Below are 26,729 nucleotides of genomic sequence, written 5' to 3' on the forward strand. Positions count from 1 at the left end.
TCCCGGGCGTCAGGAATTCGCCGCACGCCCCTGTTCCGGCGGCTTACCTCTCAGTACATTGACAATATGTCTAACACGCAGCCGGCGCCGGTCGCCTCGGAGCGGACACCTCTCAAGGCCCGCAAGGTCTCCTTCGCCTGGGAGAAGACTCCCCTGCACTGGGTGCCGGGCGACCCGTTCACCACGCACACCATCAATGTGCTCCACCTCCTGCTGCCGGCCGGGGAACGCTGGTTCATCCACGTGTACCGGCAGGTGCTGCCGTACATCCACGACGAGCAGCTGCGCCAGGACGTCATCGGCTTCATCGGCCAGGAGGCCGTGCACTCCCAGGCGCACGACGACGTCCTGCCCCGCCTGAAGGAGCTCGGTCTCGACCCGACGCCGTACACCGCGCAGGTCGACTGGTTCTTCGAGAAGCTGCTCGGCGACCGGACGCTGCCGCCGGGCCGGGCGCGCAAGTGGTGGCTGATGGAGCGGGTGGCGCTGATCGCGGCGATCGAGCACTACACCGCCTTCCTCGGCGACTGGGTGCTCAACGCCGACGAGCTGGACCGGCGCGGCGCCGATCCGATGATGCTGGACCTGCTGCGCTGGCACGGCGCGGAGGAGGTCGAGCACCGCTCGGTCGCGTTCGAGGTGTTCATGCATGTCGACGGCGGCTACCCGCGCCGGGCCCGCACCTGGGCCACGGCGTTCAGCGCGCTGGTCTTCCTCTGGCAGCGCGGCATCCGCTTCTTCATGGAGAACGACCCGAGCCTGCTGAACGGCAAGGGCTCGTTCAAGGACTTCTACGTCGGCGGGAAGCGCGGCACCCTGCCCGCCACCGGTGATCTGCTGCGTTCGGTCCCCCGCTATCTGAGCCGGGACTACCACCCCTCGCAGGAGGGCAGCACGGCCCAGGCCATCGACTATCTCGCCCACTCGCCCGCGGCCACCGCCGCCGAGGCCCGTACGACGGGAACCAGCTGACCATGCCGCTCCCCCTGCCCCGCCCGCGCACCGTCGTTCTGGTCGCGGGCGCCGCACTGCTGGCCAGGCGCGCCCTGCACCGCCGGATCCAGAACTCCCCGCTGTGGCCGCTGCCGGCCCTGGAGGAACCGGTCTCGGGCCACTCCGGGCGCCGGACCACCGCCACCCGCCGACTGCTGATCACCGAGCGGACCACCCCGGCCGAGGGTGTCGTACAGCTCCGTCTCGAAGGCTCCGCCCTGCCGCCGTGGCAGCCCGGCGCGCACCTCGATCTCCTGCTGCCCTCCGGCCTGGTCCGGCAGTACTCGCTGTGCGGCGACCCGGCCGACCCCGACACGTACACCATCGCGACGCGGCTGGTCGAGGACGGCCGGGGCGGCTCCCGCGAGGTCCACGCGCAGCTCCACGAGGGCGAGGAGGTGGAGATCCGCGACCCGCGCAACCGCTTCCCGCTCGCCGGCGCCCCCGCGTACCTGTTCGTCGCGGGCGGCATCGGCATCACCCCGATCCTGCCGATGCTGAGGTCCGTCGCCGCCTCGGGCGCCGACTGGCGGCTGCTGTACGGCGGACGGACCCGCGCCTCGATGCCGTTCCTGGACGAGATCGAGAAGCTGGGCGCGGAGGGCGGCCGGGTGACGGTGGTCGCCGAGGACGAGGCGGGCCACCCGGACGCCGCGGCGGCCCTGGCGAGGACGGCGGAGGGCACGGCCGTCTACTGCTGCGGCCCCGAGCCCCTGATGGACGCGGTCACCGCCGCCCTCCCGCCCGGCCGCACCCTCCATCTGGAGCGCTTCACGGCGGCGGCCGGCCCGTCGGCCGGCTCCGGCCCGTTCGAGGTCGAGCTGCGCCGCTCCGGCCGCACGGTCCGGGTGGCGGCCGACCGGTCGGTGCTGGCGGCGGTCCGCGAGGAACTGCCGTACGTCTCGTACTCCTGCGAGCAGGGCTTCTGCGGAACGTGCCGACAGCGCGTCCTGGAGGGCGAGATCGACCACCGCGACGAGCTCCTGACGGACTCGGAGCGGGACGACTCGATGCTGATCTGTGTGTCCCGGTGCCGGGGCGAGCGGCTGGTGCTGGATCTGTAGCGACGGCGCGGCGGCGAGATCGGGGCCGCCCGCCGCCCCTGCCCAGCCGTCCCACTCGGTACGCTGTCCAGCATGACGACCGGGGTGCGGCGCAGGATGGGCGTCGAGGAGCGCAGACAGCAATTGATCGGTGTCGCGCTGGAGTTGTTCAGTCACCGCGCCCCGGACGAGGTGTCGATCGACGAGATCGCGGCCGCCGCCGGGATCTCGCGGCCGTTGGTCTACCACTACTTCCCGGGGAAGCAGAGCCTGTACGAGGCCGCGCTGCGACGGGCCGCCGACGAGCTGGCGGCCCGGTTCGTGGAGCCCCGCGAGGGTCCGCTCGGCACCAGGCTGCTGAAGGTGATGGGGCGGTTCTTCGACTTCGTCGAAGAACACGGTCCGGGGTTCTCGGCGCTGATGCGGGGCGGTCCCGCTGCGGGGTCCTCGACGGCGAACGCGATGATAGACGGGGTGCGGCAGGCCGCCTGCGAGCAGATCCTGGCCCACCTGGGGGTGGAGGATCCGCCGGCCCGGCTGGAGCTGGTGGTGCGTTCCTGGGTGTCGCTGGCCGAGTCGACGGCGTTGATCTGGCTGGACGGGCGGCGGATTCCGCGCGAGGAGCTGGAGGTGCAGCTGGTGCACGACTTCGCCGCGCTGGCCGCGGTGAGCGCCGCGTACGACGCGGAGATGGCGGGCATCGTGCTGCGGGTGCTCGGACAGGAGCCGGCGGACGGCCCGTTCGGGGAGCTGCTGAACCGCCTCTCCGCGCTGGCGCCCGCCGTACCCGCCGTACCCGCGCAGCGGCTGCCGTAGCGGCGGCGTGGCTCAGCGCTTGTCGTAGGACGGGTCCAGGTCCCGGGTCTCCGCCGACGCGTGGACGGTGACGCCGGGGCCGGGTACGAGGTGCGCCGCGGCCAACTCCAGTACGCAGGAGGTCAGCCGGGCCTTGGTCTGCGCGCTGCGGCCGGGCAGCATCGCGATCGCTATGTGCAGGACCGCGTCACCGGCGGGCGCGTCACCGGCCACGAAGTCCTCGACGCGCCGGAAGCGGGTCTTGCAGGCGGCGATCTTCGTGGTGACCGTCTCGGCGATCAGCGGGTGCAGGGCGAGCGCGAAGCCGCGGCGGTCGAAGCTGTCGTCGAGCTCGGCGGAGTAGTCGACGGTGATCTGCGGCATCATGCGCTCCTCGTTGCGGGGCCGAGGGGGACGGCCCGTTGTCGGACCTCACCCTTACGCCGATCGACATGTCCGTGCAAGGGGCACCGACCGGGCCCTACATGAGCAGTTCGCCCTGGAGTGCGGCTGCCAGGCCGACCTCCGCGTTGTCCGCCCGGCCCCGTTCGAAGGCCCGCTGGTAGGCGGCGTCGCCGACGGCCTCGCGGGCCTGGCGTTCGCATGCCGCGCGCAGCGGTTCCAGTTCGGGGGTGCCGCGTTGCGGCTGGCCGACCATCCGCCAGTACACCTGCCCGGTGCCGTAGACCCGGGCCGCGCGGGCACCCGCGCCCTGGGCGGCGATCGCCGCGGCCAGGATGTCCAGGCCCAGCGCGATGCCGAAGCGGTCGCGCATGCGGTGCTTGCCCGCCAGCATCGAGCGGGCGTGGGCGGCGGAGGTCTCGGCGTCGCCCTGCAGCAGGGCGATCAGGGCGAGCTGGTAGTCGACGTAGCTGCGGGTCCAGCACTCGTCCTGGGCCTCGCAGACCGCGCGCAGCACCGAGGCCGCCTCCGCCGCCTCGTCCAGCCGTCCGAGGCCGGTCAGGGCGAAGACCGTGATGAGCCGGCAGCGCAGCCGGTAGGCCTTTTCGAGCGGGGTGGCGGTGCCGGTCGAGCGCAGCACCCGGTCGACCTCGCGCAGGCCCGCCTCGGGGCGGCCGGTCATCAGATGGGTGAGGCCGCACAGATAGGCGGCGGCGAGGATGCCCTCGTCGGTGCCGTCGCGCGCGGCCTCCCTGGTGCACTCGCGGCCCACCCGGCGGGCGGCCGGGTAGTCGCCCTGGAGCATGACGGTGATGCCCAGCACCCACAGGGCGCGGGTGCGGTGGGGGCCCTCGGCCGGTCCGGCGGCCAGGGCGCGCCGGGCGTATTCGCGGGTCTGCGGGAGATGGCCGCAGCAGCACCAGAAGAAGCCGATCCGGCCGGCCATCTCCTGGGCGGCCGCGGTGTCGTGGGCCAGCAGGTGGTCCAGGGCGGCGCAGAGGTCGGCGTGCGCCTCGGCGATGCGGTGGTACCAGCTGATCTGGTCGTCGCCGGTCCAGCCGGCGTGGGCGTTGCGGGCCAGCCCGAGGAAGCAGGCGGCGTGCCGGTCGGCGGCGGCGCGCTCCTCGCCGAGTTCGGCGAGCCACATCCGTCCGTACTCGCGGATGGTGTCGAGCATGCGGTGCCGTACGCCGTCCCGGCCGACGACGGACTTGGCGACCAGGCCCTTCAGCGCCCTGCTCACACCGTCCGGGCTGAGCGGTCCCCCGGCACAGACCTCGCGGGCCGCGGCCTCGTCGAAGTCGCCGCGCAGGACCGTCAGCCGGGCCCACAGCAGCCGTTCCAGCGGGGTGCACAGCTCGTGGCTCCAGCCGATGGCGGTGCGCAGGGTGCGGTGGCGCGGCGGCCAGACCGAGGCGTCGGCGGGCACGTCGAAGCAGGTCCTGATCCGGGCGGCGACCTGCTGGACGGTGTCCCGGCCGAGGGCCCCGGCCGCGAGTTCGACGGCGAGCGGAATGCCTTCGACGCGGCGGCAGATCTCGGCGGCGGCCTCGGCGTTCCCCGGCTCGTCCAGGGCCAGCCCGGGGGCTGCCAGGGATGCCCGGTCCCGGAACAGCGTCAGGGCGTCCGCCGCGCCCTCGACGGGCAGCGGGTCCACCTCGACGACCTGTTCGCCCCTGGTGTTCAGCGGCTGACGGCTGGTGGCGAGCACGGTGAGACCGGGCGATGTCGTGAGGATCTCGCCGAGCAGGTGGGCGCAGGCGGGGCGCAGATGCTCACAGCTGTCGAGGATCAGCAGCATCTCCTTGTCGACGAGCCATTCGCACAGGGCGTCGATGGGCATGCGCAGGGTGTGGTCGGAGAGCCCGACGGCGTCGGAGACGGTCGCGATGAGCAGTCCGTCGTCGTGCAGCGGCGACAGGTCGGCCCACCACGCGCCGTCGCGGTGTCCGGCCGCCGCCTGCCGGGCGGCGCGGACCGCGAGCCGGGTCTTGCCGACGCCACCGCTGCCGGTGAGCGTGGTCAGCCGGTGCGTGGCGAGGGTGTGTTCGAGCCGGGCAAGTTCGGCTTTCCGTCCGACAAAGCTCGTTGTCTCCTCGGGGATGTTGCTCGCCATGGTCACCGTCGCTGAAACAGGTGGACCGGCCGGTCCCGGACCCTGGTTCCGGTGCGGCACAGGCATGCGGGATGCCTGTGCCGTCCGGAGAGGGGCCGGGACCGGCCGGGGGTGGGAGGGCGCGCCGGGGGTGCGGTGCTGCGGCATTCCCCGACGGCTGCTGCCTCCCAACGTAGCCCTGTCCGGGCTCAACTCAGGGAGAACACCGCCACCGTACGTCCCGGGACGGTGAATCTTCCCGAACTCCGGTCATATGTGGACTTCTTGACAGTAGAATCCGCGCCCGCAGCCTGGACGGGGTGCAGGGCGTACTTCTTCCCCGCCAGTTCGGCGACCGTCTGGGTCTCCGTGCCGGGGGCCGCGTTGAGGACGACCACCAGCTTCCCGAGCCGCATGGTGATCACCCCCGGGGTCTCGTCCTTCCCGGAGAGCGGGAAGGACAGGGCGGACTGCACCTGCCCGGCGGTGGCGAGGGAGAAGTCCTGCTCGGTGGAGCGGATGGTGAGCAGGTCCCGGTACGCGGCGGACGCGCCGTCGATCTGTGCGCAGCCGGGATTCAGCGCGGCATCGGCCAGCAGCGGCTTCGCGTAGGACCACTTGGGCTCGTTGTCGGCGGCCGGCGGCAGTCCGCGGCCGAAGCCGTTGCCGTCGCGGCAGTCCCAGTGCAGCGCGTTGAACCAGTCGCCGCTGTCGTACGAGTTGCGGTCCAGGGACTTGGAGCGCAGCAGGTCGGTGCCCGCCTGGGAGAGCGAGGGCCCCTGCGAGAGGGTGGCCGTCGCCATCGCCAGGACCTGCATGCGGGCCCGGTCGGCCGCCGGGGTGCCCGCCGGGAGCTTGAAGGCGAGCGCGTCGTACAGCGATTCGTTGTCGTGGGCGTCCGCGTAGGCGAGGGCGTCGCCGGGGACCGCGGCGTATCCGGCGGGGGCGCCGTTGTAGTCGACGCCGGAGCCCTTGACGGTGCGGCCCGAGGAGTCGGTGAAGGTGTAGTCGGCGAGGTTGCCGGTGAGGCCGACCTTGATCAGGTCCTGGTAGTGGAGCAGCCGGGCCTTCTGCTCGGCCTTCGTGCCGTTGGCGGCCGAGGCGTTGGGGTCGGTGTAGAGGCCGGTGGCGAAGCCCTGTACGCCCGGGTCCTCGTCGAACGGGGAGCCGCCCCGTACGGCGTCGCGGGACCGGTCGGAGAAGGTGGCGATGCCGGTGCCGGCCATGTTCTTCTGGGTGGCCTGGACGAAGCGGGCGTCGTCGGCGATCTCGCCGAAGTTCCAGCCCTCCCCGTACAGGATGATCTTCTTCCCGTCGACTCCGTCCTTCGCCACGGTCAGCGCGTCGAGTGCCTTGCGGACGGCGAGGATGTTCGCCCTGGGGTGGTGGCCCATCAGGTCGAAGCGGAAGCCGTCGACCTTGTACTCCTTGGCCCAGGTGACCACCGAGTCCACGACCAGCTTGCCCATCATGGTGTTCTCGGGGGCGGTGTTGGCGCAGCAGGTGGAGGTGGCGACGGTGCCGTCGTCCAGCAGCCGCTGGTAGTAGCCGGGCACGATCCGGTCGAGCACGGACTTGTCGTCCTGGCCGGAGGCGACGGTGTGGTTGTAGACGACGTCCATGACGGTCCGCAGCCCCGTGCCGTTGAGGCCCTGCACCATCCGCCGGAATTCGACGGTGCGCTTCGTGCCGTCGGGGTCGGAGGCGTAGGAGCCCTCGGGGACGGTGTAGTGCAGCGGGTCGTAACCCCAGTTGAAGGCGTCCTTCGCGGCGGCCTTCGCCACGCAGGCCTGCTGCTCGTGGGAGTCGGGGGCGTACACGGACAGGTCGCAGGCCGGCTTCTGCTGTGCGGACTTCTTCTCGGGGATGGTGCCGATGTCGAAGGCGGGCAGCAGATGGACATAGCTCGTGCCGGAGTCCGCCAGCCGCTTGAGGTGCTTCATCCCGTCGGAGCCGGTGTCGGTGAAGGCGAGGTACTCGCCGGGGTGCTTCGAGGTGCGGTCCGCGATCGAGAAGTCGCGGATGTGCAGCTCCTGGATCTGGGCGTCGCGCAGCGGTACGGCGGCGGGCTTCCGCAGCCCGGACCAGCCCTTCGGCGCGAGGGCCGGGTCGTCCAGGTCGACGACGAGGCTGCGGGCGGAGTCGGTGGTCAGGGCGGTGGAGTAGGGGTCGGTGACCTTGTTGGTGACCATCCTGCCGACGGAGGGCGCCCAGACGTCGACCGCGTAACGGTAGGGCTTGCCCTTCCAGTTCTTCGGGCCCGTGACGGACCAGACGCCGGTGCGGTCGTCGCGGCGCATCGGGAGGCTGCGGCCTTCGAGCTCCAGGGCGACGGTACGGGCGGTGGGCGCCCAGACCGAGAGGGTGGGGCGGCCGTCGCGGCCGAAGACCGGGCCGAGCGGGGCGCCGGCCGCGTGCTTGCCGTACAGGTCGTCGAGCACGCCCGCGCTCTGTACGCCGGTGGCCGCGAGCAGGGCGCCGTTGGCGGCGCGCTGGGTGGCGATCAGCTGACCGCGCAGCGCCTCACGGACCCGGTCCCGGTCACGGGCGTCGACGGTGAACGCCGGGTAGTCCTTGAGGTGCGGGTACTTCGCCTTCTGCGCGTCGGTCAGCGCGGACGGGGTGAGCCGCAGCCACTGCCCCTCCTCGGAGAGCGCTCCGTCGACTACGGAGAGGGAGCCGTCCTTCGCGTAGACGAGCTGCTGGCTGGTGGCGCCGGTGGTCTTCACCTTCCACACGACGGTGTCGGCGTCGATCCACTGCGCCTCGGCCCTGGTGAGGTCGGGGGTGGGCACACCGCCGGTCTGGGGCAGCAGGTAGCCGGGGGTCGCGCCGAGCATCCAGACCTCGTGCCCGTAGGTGGCGAGGTCGAGCGACTGGTCGCTGGGGAGGTCCTTCTCGTCGCCCTTGTGCAGGATGTAGGAGAGCGAGGTGGCGCCGTCGGTGAGCGGCACCTCGAAGGTGACTCCGGAGGCGTCCTTCTTCACCGGCTGGAGGGGTTTCGCCCAGTCGGTGGGGTCCTTGGCGCCGGTCCAGGTGTGCAGCCCCCAGCCGTCGTAGTCGCCGTCGGGCCGGTAGTAGTGCAGGACGGCCCTGGTGGTGTCCTGCGGCGGGTAGGCGCCGTCGGGGGCCTTGTCGGCCTGGCCGTCCCGGCCCTGCTCGATCCAGACCTGTCCGGTATTGGCGAGTTCGACGGTGCGCTGCGGCCCGTCGGCGGCGCCGTCCTTCTCGACGGTGTACGGGACGGTGGAGGCGCCTTCGTCGGGCTTCAGCCAGGCGAAGGCCCCGTAGGCGTCGCGCCCGGTGAACCGCGCGGTCCGGTCACCGGACCTGAGCGTCCAGCCGGTGTAGTCGCCGTCCGCGCGCTTGTAGTGGACGACGGCGTGGTCGCGCTCGACGGCCACCGGCTTCTCGGGGGCGGGGGCCTGTCCGGCGGTGGTCTCGGCGCGGGCGCTCGCGGTGCGTCCGGTGCGGTCGACGACGACCGCCTTGTAGCGCAGCGGGGTGCCTGCCGCGACCTTGCCGTCCAGGTGCTGGGTGACCTTGTACGGGGCGTGGTCGGCGGAACCGAGCGTGGTCCACTTCCCGTTGCCGGTCTGCGCGGCGAAGACGACCCGGTTCAGCCCGCCGCCGTCGACGTCGGCGGAGATCTCGACGGTGCCGGTGGCCCCGGCGGCGGGCGCCTTCAGGGTGATCGAGGGCCTGGCGGCGGGGTCGTCCAGCGGCTTCTCGGCGCGCAGTACGACGCTGGAGAGGGCGGGGACCGTGACGGTGACCTTCTTGTCGGATCCGCTGCGGATGGTCGAGGAACCGCCGTACAGGGTGCGGAAGTTCATCCTGGCCGACGCGGTGGGCAGCTCGACGGTCTTCGGGGTGGTGCCGTTGTTGGCGGCCACCAGGTACTCGTTGGGCTTCTCGGGGTCCGTGCGGGAGAACGCGTAGACGGATCCTTCGGCGTAGCGCTCGGTCTGTACGCCGTCGCGCAGGGCCGGGTTCTTCCGGGTGAGTCCGGAGAGCGCGGCGATGTTCCGGTACAGGGGGTGCTTCGGGTCGTACGCGTCGGTGGCGTGGGTGCGGTCGGTGCCCAGTTCGTCGTCGTCGAGGTAGTCGGCGGTCTTCGAGGCGAACATGGTCTGGCGGGCGTCCTTGTCACCGCCCGCCCCGGTGAAGCCCTGCTCGTCGCCGTAGTAGACGACGGGGTTGCCCCGTCCCAGGAACATCAGCTCGTTGGCGAGCTCCGCGCGCCGGACGAGTTCCGCGTCGTCGGCCTTCGGGTTGTCCTGTTTCAGGAATGTTCCGATGCGGCCCATGTCGTGGTTGCCGAGGAAGGTCACCTGCTCGTAGGCGTTGGCCCTCCCGGTGGTGTAGCGGTAGTCGTCGCCGAAGACGGCGGAGAGTTTCGAGGCCGGGGCGCCCTGGGAGGCGTACTGGCGTGCCGCTTCCTGGAAGGGGAAGTCGAGCGTCGCGTCGAGCCGGCCCCGGGTGACGTAGGGCGAGGTGACGGCGGTGTCGGCGGAGTAGACCTCGCCGAACATGAAGAAGTCCTTGCGGCCGTGCTGGGCCGCGTAGGTGTCCAGGGCGGTCGCCCACTGGGTCCAGAAGTCCAGGTCGACGTGTTTGACGGTGTCGATCCGGAAGCCGTCTATGCCGAAGTCGCGGACCCACTTCTCGTAGATCTTCGCCATGCCGGTCACGACCTCGGGCCGTTCGGTCCACAGATCGTCCAGCCCGGAGAAGTCGCCGTACTCGGCGGACTCGCCGGCGAAGGTCGAGTCGCCCCGGTTGTGGTACATCGCCGGGTCGTTGAGCCAGGCCGGGACCTTGTCGTTCGCGGTGTTCCGCGGGGTGTACGGGAACGAGTCGGCGTCCACCTTCGCCAGGCCCTTGCTGTCGTCGAACGGGCGGCCGTCCTCGTCCAGGTACGGGTAGGCGCCCTTCGGCCGGTAGCCGTAGGTCTTCTCGGCGTAGTCGACGGTGTCGGCGGTGTGGTTGGTGATGACGTCGAAGAAGACCTTCATGCCCTTGGCATGGGCCTTGTCGATCAGCTTCGTCAGGTCGGCGTTGGTCCCGAAGTGCGGGTCGACCCGGGTGAAGTCGGTGATCCAGTAGCCGTGGTAGCCGGCCGAGGCGTCCTTGCCGGTGCCCTGGACGGGGCGGTTCTTGAAGATCGGGGCGAGCCAGATGGCTGTGGTGCCGAGGCCCTTGATGTAGTCGAGCCGCTCGGTCAGGCCCTTGAGGTCGCCGCCCTGGTAGAAGCCCTTGTCCGTGGGGTCGTACCCGGTCTCCAGGCGCGAACCGGTGAGCCCGCCGCGGTTGTTGGACTTGTCGCCGTCCGCGAACCGGTCCGGCATGACGAAGTAGAACTGCTCACGGGTCAGGTCGTGCCGTGCGGGCGCCCGGACGAGCTTCGCGTCCGAGGGCGGGCCCGGAGGTCTCGGCGCGGCCGACGCGGTGGCCGCCGGGACGACGGGGAGGAGTGCCGCGCAGAGTGCAGCGACGGCTCCCCGCCTGAGGGTGGAACGGGACACGGGCTGGTTCTCCTTGTGTACGGGTGGGGGCTCGGGGTGGGGGTCTTCGTCGGGTGGCGGGGTGGGGCGGGGGCCCATCAGGGCGTCTCCCCGGACGGCGCGGACTCGTCCGGCACCGCGAGCGAGCCGTTCTGTTGCTGCGCCGTCCTGCGGGGATCGCCCTGGTACGCCCCCGCCCCCGGTCGCCCCGGTCAGCCCGTGGTGCCGACGCCCGTGCAGGTACGGGCGTTCACCTGGAGGGCCAGTGCCGTGTTCGCGCCCAGGGTCGCGGTGAACTGGCCCGAGCCGTTCACCGTGACCCCGTTGCCGGACTGGATGTCGCAGTAGTCACCGGCGGGCAGCGAGGTCTGGAACGTACGGGTCAGCGAGGAGCCCTCGTGGTTGATCGCGACGTACGCCCTGGAACCGCGGCCGAAGGCGATCCGGTCACCGCCGTCGTCCCACCAGTCGCTGACGGACTCGCCGCGCGCGGTGTTGCGGAAGCCGACCATGGAGGAGATCTCGCGCCAGGCGTGCTGGCACTTCCAGCCGTCGCTGTAACAGGCGTTCACCGTGCCGCCGTTGGGCGGGCCCGCGTCCTTGTCGGACCACTCGTAGCCGGAGTGCACATCGGGCGAGCCGTACGGCCAGGCGAGCATGAAGACATTGGCGAGGGTGTAGTTCGCGCCGTCCTTGTAGTTCAGCGTGTCGCCGCCGCGCTCGGTGTCGTGGTTGTCGACGAAGACCGCCGCCTTCGACGAGGGCATGAAGCCCCAGCCCTCGCCGTAGTTCTTCAGATAGGCGAGGTTCTCGTTGTTGAAGACCTGCTTGAGGCTTCGGGCGTACCGGAATTCCTGGACGTCCCCGGTGCCGGTGTACTCGTCGGGCGAGACGGCCTCGCCCGCGCCGTATATCGCCTCCTGCTTCCAGTACACGTCCGGGTCGCTCAGCCGTGACTTGATGTTCGCCAGGTCCGCGGCGGGCATGTGCTTGGCCGCGTCGATCCGGAAGCCGTCCACACCCAGGGAGCGCAGGTCGTCGAGGTAGGCGGCGATCCGGCCGCGTACGTAGTCCTCGCCGGTGTCCAGGTCTGCGAGGCCGACGAGTTCGCAGTTCTGGACGTTGGCGCGGTCCTGGTAGTTGCTGATCTGCGCGGTGCAGTCGTCCATGTCGGCCGCGGAGTACACGCCGGGGTAGTCGTACTTGGAGTACGAGGAGCCACCGGTGCCGGTGCCCGATCCGGCCGACATGTGGTTGATGACGGAGTCCGCGACGACCTTGACGCCGGCCGCGTGGCAGGTGCCGATCATGGCGGCGAAGGCGGCGCGGTCGCCGAGCCGTCCGGCGATCTTGTAGCTGACCGGCTGGTACGAGGTCCACCACTGACCGCCCTGGATGTGTTCCTGGGGCGGCGAGACCTGTACGTAGCCGTATCCGGCCGGGCCGAGCGTGTCCGTGCACGCCTTGGCCACCGAGTCGAACTTCCACTCGAAGAGAACCGCGGTGACGTCCTTGTCGCCGGGGGCGGCGGCACTGGCGGTCGCGGTCGGGGACATGAGGACGGCGGCGCCTGCTGCCAGGGCGAGCGCCGCGGACAGTGGTCTGCGTGCCATGTTTCCTCCTGCTGTGGGGGGAAATGCGGGTGACGGTGCAGCCTCACGTGGCAACGCGCCCTGCCCTCAAGGCTCCTGAAGGTTCTTGCTGCAAGAATGCAAACCTTGCCGCAGCCGAGACCGTACGAGCCCTTCAGGTTCCGGTCAACCCTTTGGACATCACCCGCTCACATCCACGAAACCCGGGAGTTTTCTCCCTGCAAGCACTTACGCAAAACATTGCAGCGCTGTTAAGTTTCTCCCGACTCCGGTCCGGTCGGCCGGGGGTTCCGGCGATCCCGGACCCCACGCGCCCGGCCGGCCGGGCCGGTCACGGACAAGAGGGGCACCCGGGGTCGCTCACTCCCCGCAGGCCCATCCAGGGCCGGCTCCCGGTGCCTCTCCTGTACCGCCCGGCCCCATGGGCCTCAGCAGCCCCGGAGTGCGGCGGTGGATCCCCGTACCACCAGCTCGGGCTGGAACACGTACTCCGTGCGCTGCACCGGGCTGCCGCCGATCTCCTCCAGCAGGGCGCCCACCGCCGCCGCGGCCATCGCCTGGACCGGCTGGCGCACCGTCGTCAGCGGCGGATCGGTGAACGCGATGAGCTGCGAGTCGTCGAAGCCCACCACCGACACGTCGCGCGGCACCCCGAGCCCGCGCTCCCGGGCCGCACGCACCACGCCCAGCGCCATCAGGTCGCTGCCGCAGACGATGCCCGTGCACCCCTGGTCGAGCAGCGCGCCGGCCGCGACCTGGCCACCCTCGACGCTGAACAGCGTGGGACAGACGAGGAGTTCGGCCTCGGCCCGGTCCAGGCCCAGCAGGTTCACGACGGCGTCGACGAACCCCTCGCGCTTGCGGCGGGCCGGCACATAGCGCTGCGGCCCGATCGCCAGACCGACCCTGCTGTGGCCGAGTTCGGCGAGGTGCCCGACGGCCATCCGCACGGCGGCGGCGTCGTCGGGCGAGACGAACGGCGCGCTGATCCGCTCGTTGTAGCCGTTGATCAGGACGAACGGCACGCCGCGCTCGGTGAGCGCGGCGTACCTGGCCGGGTCGGCCGACATGTCGGCGTGCAGCCCGGAGATGAAGACGATCCCGCCGACGCCGCGCTCCACGAGCTGCTCGACGAGTTCGTCCTCGGTGGCGCCGCCGGGCATCTGGGTGCAGAGCACCGGGGTGTAGCCGTGCCCGGCCAGCACCTGCTCGACGGACTGCGCGAACGCCGGGAAGATCGGGTTGGTGAGTTCGGGCGTCACCAGTCCGATCAGCCCGGCGCTGCGCTGCCGCAGCCGTACGGGACGTTCGTAGCCCAGGATGTCCAGCGCCGCGAGCACCCGCTGACGGGTGGGGTCCGAGACGCCCGGTTTCCCGTTGAGCACCCGGCTGACGGTCGCCTCGCTGACCGCTGCCTGGCCGGCGATGTCCGAGAGTCTCGGCGCACCGGACCCAGGGCCTCTCGGCAGGGGAACCGTCACACCGTCCACCACACCGTGGTGTCCGCGGGCAGCTCGATCTCGGCGCCGTCGGTGACGACCGGACCGCTGGACAGCAGGACGGTGCCGCGCACGGGAATGCGGACCGGGCGGCCCGTCGTGTTGACGGTGCAGACGAAGCCGGGGCGGGCGAAGATCAGCAGCCCCTCGGGGGCCTGGAGCCACTCCACCGAGCTTCCGGCACCGAGACCCGGGTGCGCCCGGCGGGCGGCGATCGCGGCCCGGTACAGCTCCAGGGTGGAGCCCGCCACACCGGTCTGCGCCTCCACGGACAGCTCGCCCCAGCCCGCGGGCTGCGGCAGCCAGCTGCCGCCGTCGCCGAAGCCGTACGAGCTGCCCTCGCGGGTCCACGGGATCGGCACCCGGCAGCCGTCGCGGAAGCCGTCCTGGCCCTCTGCGCGGAAGAACGACGGGTCCTGGCGCACCTCGTCGGGCAGGTCGGTGACGTCGGGCAGGCCGAGCTCCTCGCCCTGGTAGACGTAGGCGGAGCCGGGCAGTGCCAGCATCAGCAGGGTGGCGGCGCGGCCCCGGCGCAGGCCCAGCTCGCGGTCCCCGGCGGTGCGGATCTGGGTGCCGAGGCCGGGCGGGTTGGCGAACCGGGTGGTGTGCCGCGTCACGTCGTGGTTGGAGAGCACCCAGGTGGTGGGGGCGCCGACCGGGCGCATCGCGTCGAGCGAGGCGTCGATGACCTCGCGGAGCTCGGCGGCGTCCCAGGAGGTGGACAGGTACTGGAAGTTGAACGCCTGGTGCATCTCGTCGGGGCGCACGTAGTTGGCGGTGCGCTCGACGGTGGGGGTCCAGGCCTCGGCGACGGCGATGCGCCCGCCCGTCGCCCGCCGCCGTGCTTCAGACGAAGGCCCTTCGGGCCCCATGGTGTCGGGGTACTCGTCGAGGATGGTGCGCCAGGAGCGGTAGATCTCGTGCACCCCGTCCTGGTCGAAGAACGGCATGATGTCGTTGCCGAGCAGCTTGAGCTGGTCGTGGCTGCCGAGGTCGGGCAGACCCTCGGCCTTGACGAGACCGTGGGCGACGTCGACCCGGAAGCCGTCGACGCCCATGTCGAGCCAGTAGCGCAGGATGGAGCGGAACTCGTCGGCGACGGCCGGGTGTTCCCAGTTGAAGTCGGGCTGCTCGGGCGCGAAGAGGTGGAGGTACCAGTCGCCGGGGGTGCCGTCCGGGTCGGTGGTGCGGGTCCAGGCGGGGCCGCCGAAGACGGACTCCCAGTCGTTGGGCGGCAGTTCGCCGTCCTCACCCTTGCCGGGGCGGAAGTGGTAGCGCTCGCGCAGCGCTGAGCCGGGGCCCTCGGCGAGGGCGCGCCTGAACCACTCGTGCCGGTCCGAGGAGTGGTTGGGCACCAGGTCCACGATGATCCGCAGGCCCAGGTCGTGGGCGTCCCGGATCAGCCCGTCGGCGTCCAGCAGGGTGCCGAACATCGGGTCGATGGCACGGTAGTCGGCGACGTCGTAGCCCGCGTCGGCCTGCGGGGAGGCGTAGAAGGGGCTGAGCCAGACCGCGTCGACGCCGAGGCTCCTGAGGTACGGGAGTCTGTCGCGTACGCCTGCGATGTCGCCCATGCCGTCGCCGTTGCCGTCGGCGAAGCTCCGCGGATAGACCTGGTAGATCACCGCGTCCCGCCACCAGCCGGTCTGGTGGGCCGGAGCGGCGCCGGACGTGCCGGTGGAGGGGGCAGCGAGGTGCTGGGTCATGTCATCCCTGGGGTGTCTGGGTGGGGAGCGGTGCCGGAGCCGGGTCGGGATTCCGGCGGCCGCCGTGACTGGTGCGTGCGGGTCGTGCTGCGGTCATGGCCTCCGCGCCTCAGCCCTTGACGGCTCCGGCGGACATGCCGGTCACGAGGTGCTTCTGCGCGAACAGGAAGACCAGGGCCGCGGGTATCGCGATGAGCACGGACGCGGCGGTCATCGGACCCCACTGGGCTCCGTACTGGTTGACGAAGAGCTGGAGTCCGCCGGCGAGGGTGAGGTTGTCCTCCCCGACCATGAAGGCGGAGGCGTACGCCACCTCGCCCCACGCGGTGATGAAGGAGTAGAACGCGGTGACGGCGAGGCCGGGCTTGGCGAGCGGCAGGATCAGCCGCCAGAACGTGCCGAACGGGGTGAGGCCGTCGACCTGCCCGGACTCGTCGATCTCGCGCGGGATGGTGTCGAAGAAGCCCTTCATCATCCAGGCGCAGAACGGCACCGAGATGGTGAGGTAGGTGATGACGAGACCGGCGGGCTGGTTCAGCAGCCCCATGCTCGCCATGATGTTGTAGATCGGCACGATGAGGACGGCGACCGGGAACATCTGGGTGACCAGCAGCGTCCACATCAGCCCGCGCTTGCCGGGGAAGCGGAAGCGGCTGACGGCGTAGCCGGTGGAGGCGGAGACGATGACGCCGAGGAGCGTGGTGAGTCCCGCGATGAGCAGGGAGTTGCCGAACCAGGTGAGGAACTTCGTGTTCTGGATCAGGTTCGTGTAGTTCTCGAACGTGGTCTCTTTGAAGAAGTCCGTGGTGGTCGCGAACGCGGCGGGCTTCAGCGAGGTGAGCAGGACCCACAGCACGGGGAAGACGGCGATCACGGACGCGACGACGAGCGTCAGGTGCAGGCCTGCGGAGGCCAGCGGCGAACGCTCCCCGCGCGGCCGGACCTTGGGCGCGGAGCGGCGCGCGGCGGGGGTGGGTGCGGTGGTGGTCACCAGTCGTCTCCCTGGGTGCGCAGGACTCGCCGGTAGACGGCGGCGAAGATCAGCAGGAGTACGAGGATCAGTACGCCCCAGGTGGAGGACTGCGCGAAGTCGCGCGGGCTGATCTCGAAGGAGAACTTGTACGCCTGGGTGACCAGGATCTGGGTGGCCTCGCCGGGTCCGCCGCGGGTCAGCAGGTAGATCACCGGGAACATGTTGAAGGTCCAGATGGTGGAGAGCAGGATCACCGTGGTGGAGACCGGCCGCAGTCCGGGCAGCGTGATGTGGCGGAACCGCTGCCAGGCGGTGGCGCCGTCCATCTCGGCGGCCTCGTAGTGCTCGCTGGGGATCGACTGCAGTCCGCCGAGCAGGGCGACCATCATGAACGGCACGCCGAGCCAGACGTTGACGGCGATGACGGAGAACTTCGCCCAGGTGGGGTCGTTCAGCCACGGGACGGCGTCGATGCCGCCGCCGGAGAGGATCTTGTTGAGCAGCCCACGGTCCTCGTTGTAGAGGAAGCGCCAGGCGAAGACGGAGACGAAGCCGGGGATGGCCCAGGGCAGGATGAGCGCCATCCGGTACGCGGAACGGCCGGCGATCCGGCGGTTCAGGATGTTGGCGAGGGCCATGCCGAGGCAGAAGGTGATGGCCACGCAGGAGACCGTCCACACCAGGGTCCAGCCGAGCGTGCCGAGGAACTGTTCGCCGGTGAGCGCCTCGGTGTAGTTGTCCAGACCCACGAACTTGTACGTGGCGGGCAGGTGGTTGACCCCGATGGACCGCGCGACGTTGCGCTCGTTGGCGTCGGTCATCGACAGGTAGATGCCGCGGACCAGCGGGTATCCGATGATCACGCCGATCACGACGACGACCGGGGCGACCATGGTCCAGGCGTACCAGTGGGTCGACAGGGCCCGCCGGAGCCTGCCCGGCGGCGGGGGTGTGCCAGTGCCGCGGCTCCGGCCGCGGGCGACGACGTCGTCGCCCGCGGCCTTCGCCACCGACTGGCCGGTGTGGACAGCCATCAGCCGGCCTGCCTTCCTGTTACTTCCAGCCCTTGAGGAGCTTGCGGTAGGAGTCGCCGGTCGTCCTGGTGGCCTTCTCCGGGGTGGTCTGGCCGGTGAGGACCTTGGTGTACTCGGTCACCAGCGGGGCGAAGAGGCTGCCGGTCTCGGGGATCCAGGGGCGCTCGACGGCGGTCTCGACGACGGGCTTGAAGAAGCCGACGATCTCGTTGTCGACGACGTCCTGACGGGCGTAGGCGGAGGTGCGGGTCGGCAGGAGGCTCAGCTCCTTGGTGACCTTGGCCTGGGTCTCGGCCGACGTCATGTAGTCGACGAAGGCGTAGGAGGCGTCGAGGTTCTTGGAGCCCGCGTAGACGGCCAGGTTGTGGCCGCCCTGCGGGGCGCCCTGCGCGGCGGAGCCGGCCGGGACCGGGGCGATGCCCAGGTTGGCCTTGTCCTTGAACTCCTTGCCGGCGTAGGTGTCGGCGACGGCCCAGGGGCCGTTGATCATCATGGCGACCTTGCCGTCCTTGAAGGACGCCTGCATGTTCTCCCAGCCGTCCGTGGCGTCGGTCTTGGCCGCCCCGGAGTCGACGAGGTCCTTGACGACCTTCATCGCCTTGACGCCCGCGGGGTTGTCGATGGTGACGGACTTGGTGGAGGCGTCGACCATGTCGCCGCCCTCGCCGTACAGGAAGGAGAGGAACCAGTACGCGTCGTCGCCGCGCAGGTACATACCGGTCTTGCCGGTCTTGTCCTTGATCTTCTTGGAGACGGTCTTCAGCTCGTCGACGGTCTTGGGGACCTCGACGCCGGCCTCCTTGAAGATCTTCTTGTTGTAGAAGATGCCCATGGAGTCGATGACCTGCGGCACCGCGTACGTCTTGTCCTTGTACTTGGTGGACGCGGCGGCCTGCTTGAGGAAGTCGTCCGAGTCCTTCAGCGCGGTGGTGCCGTCGAGCGGGGCGAGGTAGCCGAGGTCCGCGAACTCGGGGGTCCAGGCAACCTCGGAGCGGATGACGTCGGGGGCGTCAGAGCCGGACTGCGCCGCGTTCTTGAACTTGTTCTGCGCGTCACCGAAGGGCACGTTGACGTACTTGACGTCGACCTTCGGGTGCTTCTTCTCGAAGTCCTCGGCGATCTTCTTGAAGACCTTGTCCTCACTGCCCGCGGTGGAGGTGTCCCACCACGTCACCGTGCCGGAGAGCTCACCCGAGCTCTTGCCCGTGCCGTCGGACTCGTTGTCGCTGCCGCAGGCGGTCGCCGCGAGGGCCAGGGCCGCGACCAGGGCGGTGGCCGTTATGCCACGTCGCATCTGAACTCCTTCAACTGCCGTACCGCTCCGTCGCGGCGCCGGGTCGACGAGAACGTAACAAGGATGAAAGAACGCCGAAAGAGTTTGCGGAAGATTTCTGCAAGAGCCGACGATCGTTACATTCGCGTGTCCTCACGGTTGCCGTCAAGACCCTTGACGCCGGGCATCGCGACCCGACAGCGGCAGGCCACAGCCCGCAGGTCGTGCGGTGCGACGATCCGACCGGACCCGACAGACCTGGCCCGCAAGACCTTGCAAGAAGTTGCCGGTAAACCCTCGCGAACCGGCGCACGGAGGCAGTCGTCCGATTCATGCCCATGGTGGGCAATCCGACATACGCCCGGTACAGTCCACTTCCATGACCGCACGGCTTGCCGATATCGCAACTCAGGCGGGGGTCAGCGAAGCGACGGTCAGCCGTGTACTGAACGGCAAGCCCGGTGTTGCTGCGGCCACCCGCGAATCCGTTCTCGCCGCGCTCGACGTCCTCGGCTACGAACGGCCCGTACGGCTGCGCAGGCGCAGCGCGGGACTGGTCGGCCTGATCACGCCCGAGTTGGAGAACCCCATCTTCCCCGCCCTGGCCCAGGTCATCGGCCAGGCGCTGACGCGGCAGGGCTACACCCCGGTGCTCGCCACCCAGAGCCCCGGCGGCTCCACCGAGGACGAGTTGACCGAGATGCTGGTCGACCGCGGCGTCTCGGGCATCATCTTCGTCTCCGGACTGCATGCCGACACCTCGGCCGACATGCAGCGCTATGAGCAACTGCGCGCCAAGGGCGTCCCCTTCGTCCTGGTCAACGGCTTCTCGCCGAAGGTGCAGGCGCCGTTCATCTCGCCGGACGACCGGGCCGCGATGCGGCTCGCGGTGACGCATCTGGTGTCGCTGGGGCACCAGCGGATCGGTCTGGCGGTCGGCCCGAAGCGGTTCGTGCCGGTGCTGCGCAAGATCGAGGGCTTCCACGCCACCATGCGGGACCAGTTGGGGCTCGCGCCGGAGGCGGTGGAGGAGCTGATCCAGCATTCGCTGTTCACTCTTGAGGGTGGACAGGCCGCGGCCTCGGCGCTGATGGAGCGGGGCTGCACGGCGGTGGTGTGCGCGAGCGACATGATGGCGCTCGGCGCGATCCGGGCCGCCCGGCGGCTGTCGATGCGGGTGCCGCGCGATCTGTCGGTGGTCGGCTACGACGACTCGCCGCTCATAGCGTTCACCGATCCGCCGCTGACCACGATCCGTCAGCCGGTGACGGCGATGGGCCAGGCCGCGGTGCGTACGCTCCTGGAGGAGATCGGCGGCACGCCCGCTCCGCACAGCGAGTTCGTCTTCATGCCCGAACTGGTCGTTCGCGGTTCAACGGCAGCCGGGCCCGCTCCGGCCGCCACCGCCTGACCACTCAAGGATCCCACGCCCGCCCCCTGTACGCAGTTCCGGCACCCACGGATGTGCGGCCCGGCCCCGGCCGGTGGATGATCGGGCGGAAAGGCGTTTTCTGGCAGACTCTGTGCCTATGGGTGAATTGAGCGTGACATCGAAGGAAGGCCGGTCTGAGGCCACCCCGTCACCCATCGTGGACGAGGCGGCCCCTGCGGCGAACGCGAAGCAAGGCACCGGACGTCGTGACGGCGGCCCGGCGGGACCACGTTTCCCGCTCACCGCACTGCGTTCGCTGCGCTCCCCGCGCCGACCGCGCCTCTGGTTCGAGATCCTGCTCGTCGCGGCCAGTTACTGGGTGTACTCGCTGGTCCGCAACGCCGTTCCGGAACAGCGGACCGAGGCGCTGCGCAACGCGGACCGCATCTGGTCGGCCGAGAAGTACCTGGGAATCGCCGTGGAACAGACCGTCAACCACGCGGTGAATTCCGTGACATGGCTGATCGTCTCGATGAACTACTACTACGCGACACTGCACTTCGTCGTCACCGTCTGTGTGCTGGTGTGGCTGTTCCGCCGTCACCCCGGCCGTTACGCGGCGGCCCGGCTGGCCCTGTTCGCGACCACGGGGGTGGCGCTGCTCGGCTACTACCTGTACCCGCTGGCGCCGCCCCGGCTGATGAACGGCGGCCACTTCATCGACACCGTGCTGGTCCACCACACCTGGGGTTCGATGGCCTCGGGCAACTTCAAGAACATGTCGAACCAGTACGCGGCCATGCCGTCGATACACATCGGCTGGTCGCTCTGGTGCGGCCTGACCGTCTTCGCGCTGACCTCCGCGCCCTGGGCACGTGTCCTGGCCCTGCTCTACCCGACGGTCACCCTGGCCGTCATCGTGTCGACCGCCAACCACTTCTGGCTGGACGCGCTGGGCGGGATGGCGTGCCTCGCCTTCGGGCACGCCGTCTCGTACGCCTGGTACGGCTCGCTGCCGCACCACCTGCCCAGGCGGGTGCCGCCGCCGCGCGGCAGGGCCCGGCTGGCGGGGCTGTCCGCGGGCGCGCCGGTGACCCGGCGCCCGGCGGCGGGCGCGGCGGCGGGCCGTCGCTGAGGCCCCGGCCCGCCACGCCACCGCCTCAGCCCCGGTGCGTCACACGCCCACCGCACACCGTGAGCCGCACCGGCGCCTCGCCCAGCCCGTCCGCCGGCGCGTCCACCGGATCCACGCCGAACGCCGTCGGATCGGCCCGGTACCCCACCGCGATCCGGCCCGCGACCCGCTGCTCCCCGGCGGCGACCGCCGCGTGCGAGGTGCGGCCCTCCAGCGCCATCAGCCCGGTCAGCGCCTGCTCGGCGGTGACCGGCTCGGTGTCGTACGCCCCGGGCAGCCGCCGCAGCCGGGCCGTGGCCGGCACCTGCCGTACGTCGTAGTGGGCGATCGGCCAGTCCGAGCCCAGCGCCAGGTACGCCCCGGCGTCGCGCAGGACCCGGCAGCGCCAGGCCCGGCCGGCCCGCTCGCCGCCCAGCCGCTTCGACCACGCGTCGCTGTGGTCGGCCCGGGTGTACGCGGTGCGGGTGGGCCGCATCGAGGCGATCACCCCCAGCTCGGCGAACCGGGCGGCCAGACCGTTCGGCACGGTCTCGATGTGCTCGACGCGGTGGCGGAGCCGGCCGCTCTCCCCCAGGGCCTCGACCGTGTCCAGCACATGCCGGACGGCGGCGTCCCCGATGGCATGGGTGGCGGTGCGCACCCCGGCGCGGTGCCAGCTGGTGGACGGCGGCGGTGTACGCCTCGGGGTCCGCCTCACGCCCCGTAGAAGCGCTCCTCCATCACCGCCCGCGCCCGCCGGGTGATCCGCCGGTAGTCGTCCAGCATGTCGCCGACGTGACCGGGTTCGTACCCCAGGTACCGCCCCACCGCGGTGAGTTCACGCGGCCCCGACGGGAAGGTGTCGCCCGGCCGGCCGCGTACCAGCATCACCGCGTTGCGCACCCGGGTCGCCAGCACCCATGCCTCGTCCAGCGTCTGCGCGTCCTCGCCGGAGATCAGCTCCGCCGCGCAGGCCGCCGCCAGCGCCTCGCGGGTGCGGGTGGTGCGCAGTCCCGGTTCCGCCCAGCCGTGCTGCATCTGCATCAGCTGGACGGTCCACTCGACGTCGCTCAGCCCACCGCGCCCCAGCTTGGTGTGGAGCGCGGGATCCGCGCCGCGCGGCAGCCGCTCGGACTCCATCCGGGCCTTCAGCCGCCGGATCTCACGGACCGCGTCCTCCCCCAGGCCCTCCATGGGATAGCGCAGCGGATCGACCAGCTCGATGAACGCGCGGCCCAGTTCCGCGTCGCCCGCGACCGGTTCGGCGCGCAGCAGCGCCTGGCTCTCCCAGACCAGCGACCAGCGCCGGTAGTACGCCTCGTACGACGCCAGCGAACGCACCAGCGGTCCGCTCTTGCCCTCCGGTCGCAGATCCGCGTCGATGATCAACGGCGGGTCCGCGGTGGGCAGTTGGAGCAGCCGGCGCATCTCGGCGACCATCGCGGTCGCGGCCCGGCCGGCCTCCTGCTCGTCGACGCCCTCGCGCGGCGAGTGGACGAACAGCACATCGGCGTCGGAGCCGTAGCCCAGCTCGTGGCCGCCGAAGCGGCCCATGCCGATGACCGCGAAACGGGTGGGGAGGGTGTCCCCCCACTGTTCGCGCACGGCTGCGCGCAGGGCGCCCGCGATCGTGACGGCGTTCAGATCGGTGACCGCTCCGCCGACCCGGTCGACCAGCGCGCCCGGGTCCTCCTCGGCGGGCCTGTCCTCCGTGCCGTACGAGCCGATGAGGTCGGCGGCCGTGGTCCGGAACAGCTCGCGCCGCCGCACCCCGCGCACCACCGCGACCGCGGTCTCGGCGTTGTCCGCCCGCCCCACCGCGGCGAGCACCTCCTGCTCCAGGTTCTCCCGGGTGCGCGGCCGCAGCCCCTGCGGGTCGCCGAGCAGCGCCACCGCCTCCGGGGCCCGCAGCAGCAGGTCGGGGGCGAGCCGGCCGGCCGACAGCACCCGGGCGAGGTTCTCCGCCGCCGCGCCCTCGTCCCGCAGCAGCCGCAGGTACCAGGGGGTCTTGCCGAGGGCGTCGGACACCTTGCGGAAGCCGAGCAGCCCGGCGTCCGGGTCGGCGGAGTCCGCGAACCAGCCCAGCAGCACCGGCAGCAGGGTGCGCTGGATGGCGGCCTTGCGCGACACCCCGGACGACAGCGCCTCCAGGTGCCGCAGCGCGGCGGCCGGATCGGCGTAGCCGAGCGCTTCGAGCCGGTGCGCGGCCGCCTTCGCGCTGAGCCGGGTCTCCCCCGGCGCGAGCTGGGCGACGGCGTCGAGCAGCGGCCGGTAGAACAGCTTCTCGTGCAACCGCCGCACCACGGAGGCGTGTCGCTTCCACGCCTGGTTGAGTTCGGTGATCGGGTCGGTGCGCATCCCGAGGGAGCGGCCGATCCGCCGCAGGTCCGGTGCGTCCTCGGGGACGAGGTGGGTGCGGCGCAGCCGGTAGAGCTGGATGCGGTGCTCCATGGCGCGCAGGAAGCGGTAGGCGTCGTCCAGTTGCGCGGCGTCCACCCGGCCCACGTAGCCGCCCTCGGCGAGCGCGCGCAGCGCCTCCAGCGTGGTGCCGCTGCGCAGGGTGGTGTCGCTGCGGCCGTGCACCAACTGCAGGAGCTGTACGGCGAATTCGACGTCCCGCAGTCCGCCGGGGCCGAGTTTGATCTCGCGGTCGACGCGGTCGGCGGGGATGTTGTCGACGACGCGGCGGCGCATCTTCTGCACGTCGGGGACGAAGTTCTCGCGGTCCGCGGCCTGCCACACCAGCGGCGAGACGGCCTCGACGTACTCCGCGCCGAGTTCGGGGTCGCCGGCCACCGGCCGGGCCTTGAGCAGTGCCTGGAACTCCCAGGTCTTGGCCCAGCGCTGGTAGTACGCGAGGTGGGAGGAGAGGGTCCGCACCAGGGGGCCGTTGCGGCCCTCGGGGCGGAGGTTGGCGTCGACGGGCCAGATGGTGCCCTCGACGGTCGTGTCGGAACAGATCCGCATCATGTGCGCGGCCAGCCTGGTGGCGGCCTGCACGGCGTCGCTCTCCTCGTGGCCGTCGACCGGTTCCATGACGAAGATGACGTCGACGTCGGAGACGTAGTTCAGCTCGTGCCCGCCGCACTTGCCCATCGCGATCACGGCCAGCCGGCAGCGGGCGGCGTCGGCGGGCGCCGCCGTACGGGCGATGGCGAGCGCCGCCCGCAGGGTCGCGGTGGCCAGGTCGGCCAGTTCGGCGGCGGCCTCGGCGACGTCCGTCGTCCCGCACACGTCACGGGCCGCTATCGACAGCAGGCACCGGCGGTAGGCGACGCGCAGCGAGTCCGGGTCGTCGGCCCCGGCGAGCCCCTGCTCGAACTCGGCCACTCCGGGGTGGAGGTCGGTGGCCTCGTAGGTGACCAGGGCCTGCCAGTCGCGGGGGTGGCGGGCGAGGTGGTCGCCGAGCGCCTCGGACGCGCCGAGCACCCCGAGCAGCCGGTCCCGCAGCGGTTTGGCGGTGATGAGCGTGTCCAGCAGGATCTGCCGTTCGTCCGCCTCCTCGGCCTCCACCAGCCGGACCAGCCCGTTCAGGGCCAGATCCGGGTCGGCGGTGGCGCCGAGCGCTTCGAGGAGTACCGGGTCGGAGCGTACGGACGAGAGATCGGGCAGGTCCAGCAGCCGCTCGGCGGCGGAGGGATCGGTGAAGCCGTGCCGCAGCAGTCGGGTGAACGTGCTGCTCCTGCGCCCCGGCACCGTCGTCATTCCGTGCTCTCCCGCTCGCCGCTCACACACCATTCAGCGCTCCGAGCTTACGGCCTTCCCCGGCGGCGGGGAGTGGGCCGGCGAGGCCCCGCGGCCCCGCTCCGAGGAATCCGGAGGGCGTGTCCCGGTGATTTCGGAGCGCGTGTACCGATGATTTCGGAGCGCGTGCGCAGTCCTCACTTCACGGGCACGATCATTTCCACGACCGGACCGGGAGGCCCACATGCCAGGATTCGAACCCTTCGCCGAGCTGGATCCCGACTACAGCGAGGCGGGCGCGACGGCCTGCCCGTGGCCGGTGGCGAGGGAGCTGCTGACCGGGGCGGAGGTGTACTGGCTGTCCACGGTGCGCCCCGGCGGACGCCCGCACGTCACTCCGCTGATCGGGGTGTGGGCGGACGGCGCGCTGCACTTCGCCACCGGCGCCGAGGAACGCAAGGCCCTGAATCTGGCCGCCGGCCCCGAAGTGGTGCTGACGACCGGAACCGGGGACAACAGCATGTCGAAGGGGCTCGATGTGGTGATCGAGGGCCGGGCCGAGCGGGTGACGGACGAGGCACCGCTGAACCGGCTGGCCGCGGCCTGGGAGGCGAAGTACGGCCCGCAGTGGCACTTCGACGTCCGGGACGGCACCTTCGTGAACGCGGGCCACGCGGCCCTGGTGTTCCAGGTGCGCCCCCGCAAGGCCTTCGGTTTCGGCAGGGGCGCCCACTTCAGCCAGACCCGGTGGCGGTTCAGCTGATCGGCGGCGCCCCGGCGGACGGACCTCGGCCGCCCGGACGGGGCGCCCGGCCGGGCCTGGTGGCGATGACGACGGTCGCGTACAGCTCGTCGGAGGTGACCACACGCGGGATCAGGCCGCTGCGTGCGACGGTCTCCTCGGCCCGTGCCGCCTGCCGTTCGCTCGTCTCGACCAGCAGATGCCCGCCCGGTGCCAGCCACCGGGGGGCCTCGGCGGTGACCCGGCGCAGGACGTCGAGGCCGTCCGCGCCGCCGTCCAGCGCCACCCGCGGTTCGTGGATCCGGGCCTCCGGGGGGAGCAGTTCGACGTCGGACGTGGGTACGTACGGCACATTGGCGAGCAGGATCTCCACCCGGCCGCGCAGCGAGCCGGGCAGCGGCTCGAAGAGGTCGCCCTCGTACACCCGGCCCGCGTCACCGATGTTGCGGCGGGCGCACCGCACGGCCGCCGGTTCGACGTCCGCGGCGTGGAGTTCGGCCCGGCCCAGCGTCGCGGCGAGCGCGGCGCCGAGGGCTCCGGAGCCGCAGCACAGGTCGACGACGACCGCTCCGGGACCGGCGAGGGCGGCGGCCTGCCGGACCAGGAACTCGGTGCGGCGGCGGGGTACGAAGACACCGGGGCCGACGGCGATCCGCAGGCCGTCGAACTCGGCCCAGCCGAGGACGTGTTCCAGGGGCAGCCCGGCGACCCGCCGTTCGACCATGGCGGCGGTCTCGGCGGGGCCGGCGGCGGTGGCGAGGATCAGTTCCGCCTCGTCCTCGGCGAATACGCAGCCGGCGGCGCGGAGCGCGGGGACGATGGTGGCGAGGGTGAGCGGTGAAGCGGTGACCGACATGTGCGGAGCCTTTCGGGAAAGCCGATGGGCGCTCCGCGGTCGACTATGT

General features: G+C 71.3%; 16 protein-coding genes and 2 pseudogenes. 6 read left to right on the forward strand and 12 right to left on the reverse strand.

The genetic code is table 11. From position 1 onward, the window contains the following. Window positions 1-66: 66 nt before the first annotated feature. From ACGF8B_RS15060 to ACGF8B_RS15070, 3 genes are all read left to right on the forward strand, one after another. Entirely contained in the window at window positions 67-972 is a 906-nt protein-coding gene (locus ACGF8B_RS15060) for a metal-dependent hydrolase (protein ID WP_342287357.1), read from the forward strand. Window positions 973-974: 2 nt separating this feature from the next. Beyond that, entirely contained in the window at window positions 975-2,057 is a 1,083-nt protein-coding gene (locus ACGF8B_RS15065; RefSeq protein WP_392738196.1) for a PDR/VanB family oxidoreductase, read from the forward strand. Between the two features lie 72 nt (window positions 2,058-2,129). Next, the gene (locus ACGF8B_RS15070; RefSeq protein ID WP_392738199.1) at window positions 2,130-2,852 is read left to right on the forward strand and encodes a TetR/AcrR family transcriptional regulator; all 723 of its coding nucleotides are present in this window, start codon (window positions 2,130-2,132) and stop codon (window positions 2,850-2,852) included. Between the two features lie 12 nt (window positions 2,853-2,864). Here the strand turns inward: ACGF8B_RS15070 and ACGF8B_RS15075 are convergent, their stop codons facing one another. The 9 genes and pseudogenes from ACGF8B_RS15075 to ACGF8B_RS15115 all read right to left on the reverse strand — a co-directional run bounded on the left by ACGF8B_RS15075 (window position 2,865) and on the right by ACGF8B_RS15115 (window position 18,933). Next, window positions 2,865-3,215, reverse strand: coding sequence for a 5-carboxymethyl-2-hydroxymuconate Delta-isomerase (locus ACGF8B_RS15075; RefSeq protein ID WP_392738368.1), 351 nt, complete (start codon window positions 3,213-3,215; stop codon window positions 2,865-2,867). 97 nt (window positions 3,216-3,312) lie between these two features. Next, window positions 3,313-5,349 carry an ATP-binding protein gene (locus ACGF8B_RS15080; protein ID WP_392738202.1) on the reverse strand — a complete coding sequence of 679 codons (2,037 nt, stop codon included), beginning with the start codon at window positions 5,347-5,349 and terminating at the stop codon, window positions 3,313-3,315. A gap of 188 nt (window positions 5,350-5,537) precedes the next feature. Continuing rightward, on the reverse strand, window positions 5,538-10,856 hold the full coding sequence (pulA, locus tag ACGF8B_RS15085) for a pullulanase-type alpha-1,6-glucosidase (RefSeq protein ID WP_392738205.1): 5,319 nt from the start codon (window positions 10,854-10,856) through the stop codon (window positions 5,538-5,540). A gap of 200 nt (window positions 10,857-11,056) precedes the next feature. Then, window positions 11,057-12,448 (reverse strand): annotated as a pseudogene (locus tag ACGF8B_RS15090) (alpha-amylase family protein); the annotation flags it as partial. A 407-nt stretch (window positions 12,449-12,855) separates the two neighbouring features. Beyond that, window positions 12,856-13,920 carry a LacI family DNA-binding transcriptional regulator gene (locus ACGF8B_RS15095; protein ID WP_392738208.1) on the reverse strand — a complete coding sequence of 355 codons (1,065 nt, stop codon included), beginning with the start codon at window positions 13,918-13,920 and terminating at the stop codon, window positions 12,856-12,858. Further along, window positions 13,905-15,632, reverse strand: a complete 1,728-nt coding sequence (locus ACGF8B_RS15100; protein WP_392738211.1) for a glycoside hydrolase family 13 protein — start codon at window positions 15,630-15,632, stop codon at window positions 13,905-13,907. Before ACGF8B_RS15100 ends, ACGF8B_RS15095 begins: the two co-directional genes overlap by 16 nt. A gap of 109 nt (window positions 15,633-15,741) precedes the next feature. Further along, a complete protein-coding gene (locus ACGF8B_RS15105; protein ID WP_392738213.1) occupies window positions 15,742-16,623 on the reverse strand; it encodes a sugar ABC transporter permease in 882 nt (293 codons plus the stop codon). Next, window positions 16,620-17,639, reverse strand: a complete 1,020-nt coding sequence (locus tag ACGF8B_RS15110) for a sugar ABC transporter permease (RefSeq protein ID WP_342282925.1) — start codon at window positions 17,637-17,639, stop codon at window positions 16,620-16,622. The genes ACGF8B_RS15105 and ACGF8B_RS15110 overlap by 4 nt, the downstream gene beginning before the upstream one ends. Before the next feature lie 19 nt (window positions 17,640-17,658). Next, a complete protein-coding gene (locus ACGF8B_RS15115) occupies window positions 17,659-18,933 on the reverse strand; it encodes an extracellular solute-binding protein (RefSeq protein ID WP_392738216.1) in 1,275 nt (424 codons plus the stop codon). A gap of 358 nt (window positions 18,934-19,291) precedes the next feature. Here ACGF8B_RS15115 and ACGF8B_RS15120 point away from each other — a divergent pair, with 358 nt between their 5' ends. After that, window positions 19,292-20,323 (forward strand): LacI family DNA-binding transcriptional regulator, encoded by a 1,032-nt coding sequence (locus ACGF8B_RS15120; protein WP_392738218.1) that lies wholly within the window; start codon window positions 19,292-19,294, stop codon window positions 20,321-20,323. A gap of 178 nt (window positions 20,324-20,501) precedes the next feature. Continuing rightward, complete coding sequence (locus ACGF8B_RS15125; protein WP_392738371.1) at window positions 20,502-21,419, forward strand: phosphatase PAP2 family protein; 918 nt, start codon at window positions 20,502-20,504, stop codon at window positions 21,417-21,419. A 25-nt stretch (window positions 21,420-21,444) separates the two neighbouring features. Here ACGF8B_RS15125 and ACGF8B_RS15130 read toward each other — a convergent pair. Next, window positions 21,445-22,108, reverse strand: a pseudogene (locus ACGF8B_RS15130) (amidohydrolase family protein); the annotation flags it as partial. Between the two features lie 4 nt (window positions 22,109-22,112). Continuing rightward, on the reverse strand, window positions 22,113-25,103 hold the full coding sequence (locus ACGF8B_RS15135) for a bifunctional [glutamine synthetase] adenylyltransferase/[glutamine synthetase]-adenylyl-L-tyrosine phosphorylase (protein ID WP_392738220.1): 2,991 nt from the start codon (window positions 25,101-25,103) through the stop codon (window positions 22,113-22,115). A 223-nt stretch (window positions 25,104-25,326) separates the two neighbouring features. Between ACGF8B_RS15135 and ACGF8B_RS15140 the strand changes: the two genes are divergently transcribed. After that, the gene (locus ACGF8B_RS15140) at window positions 25,327-25,845 is read left to right on the forward strand and encodes a pyridoxamine 5'-phosphate oxidase family protein (RefSeq protein ID WP_392738223.1); all 519 of its coding nucleotides are present in this window, start codon (window positions 25,327-25,329) and stop codon (window positions 25,843-25,845) included. Here ACGF8B_RS15140 and ACGF8B_RS15145 read toward each other — a convergent pair. Further along, window positions 25,838-26,680 carry a putative protein N(5)-glutamine methyltransferase gene (locus ACGF8B_RS15145; protein ID WP_392738226.1) on the reverse strand — a complete coding sequence of 281 codons (843 nt, stop codon included), beginning with the start codon at window positions 26,678-26,680 and terminating at the stop codon, window positions 25,838-25,840. The two genes, ACGF8B_RS15140 and ACGF8B_RS15145, sit on opposite strands and share 8 nt — an antisense overlap. Between the last annotated feature and the right edge of the window lie 49 nt (window positions 26,681-26,729).

This window comes from Streptomyces sp. NPDC047917 (assembly GCF_043204345.1).
Classification (GTDB): domain Bacteria; phylum Actinomycetota; class Actinomycetes; order Streptomycetales; family Streptomycetaceae; genus Streptomyces; species Streptomyces sanglieri.